Consider the following 1,247-nt stretch of genomic DNA (forward strand, 5'->3'; position numbering starts at 1 on the left):
CAGGGCTATTTCATTCTCATGAAAGCTAATAAATGCTAGGCTTACAAGTTAGCTGAGAGTTTCATGAGTTACCATGCGTTTGTCTGCCCAATCTGCCCCTGCTGTCTCAGTTCCTAGGCTCGCCCCAGAGGAGTCACCCCCTCAGGGCATCGAGATTCTAGAAGCCTTTGCCAACATCCCAGATGTACGCAAGGTTTCTGGGAAACGGCATCAAGTAGCTTTGTGTTTAGCCCTGTTTACCTTGGCCATTGCAGCTGGAAACCGAGGTTTTCTAGCCATTGGGGACTGGCTCAACAGCTATCGAGACGAATTGATTGAGCTATTCAAGCCCCCGAAGGGTAGGATTCCTTCCTACAGCACGATTCGCCGTGTCCTGGTCACCCTAGATTACCACCAGTACTCTGCAGCTCTGGCTCGCTTCTTTGGCATTGAACCCTTGCCAGGAGAAACCTTAGCTGTAGATGGTAAAGTCTTACGGGGCTCATACCAACTAGAGAGTGATAATCCTGGTTCTCCACCTCACCGAGCGATTATGCTGGTTAGTGCTTATCTGGTTGAGCGGGGTCTGATTCTCGAACCCTATCAGGTGGATAGCAAAACAAACGAAATCAAAGCCTTACCAGAGTTTATTACACAACTGGCTGTCAAGGGTGTGGTGTTCGCCTTTGATGCGATTAGCACTCAAAAAAAACGGCTCAGTTGATCATTGAGAGTGAAAATCACTACCTAGGTGCCCTTAAAGGCAATCAGGGCAACCTATTCAAAAGCGTCAAAGCCCACTTTGTTCCTCAACAAAGTCATACTGAAGTAAGTATTGGCCATGGACGCATCGAAAAGCGCTCCGTTAGCATCTGCACACAACTCGAACACATCTTGCCCTGGCCAGGGCTAAAAACACTAATCCGAGTGGAGAGTGTTCGACAATTCAAAAAGGGGAAACAACACCAGCTGGAAACCGAAACACGCTACTATGTGGCTTCTTTCATCGAGTCTGCGGAATCCTTTGCCCAACGTATTCGGGGGTATTGGGGGGTAGAAAACAAAGTCCATTATGTGCGAGATGTCACTCAGGAAGAAGATGCTTCTCGCATTCGCATGCATCAGTTACCTCAAATCTTTGCAGTTGCTCGTAATTTTGCGCTGAATATCTATCGCTCCAATGGCTTCTCCAATATGGCTCAAGCACAGCGATACTGCCAATTTGGACTAGACACACTCAAGCGCATTTTTAGAATGAAATAGCCCTG

At 47.6% G+C, this 1,247-nt stretch carries 1 pseudogene; it reads left to right on the plus strand.

From position 1 onward, the window contains the following. Positions 1–73: 73 nt before the first annotated feature. Positions 74–1,242: pseudogene (locus tag F6J99_RS45120) on the plus strand (ISAs1 family transposase). Positions 1,243–1,247: the final 5 nt, after the last annotated feature.

Source organism: Moorena sp. SIO4G3, from assembly GCF_010692305.1.
In the GTDB taxonomy this organism is placed as follows: Bacteria; Cyanobacteriota; Cyanobacteriia; order Cyanobacteriales; family Coleofasciculaceae; genus Moorena; species Moorena producens_A.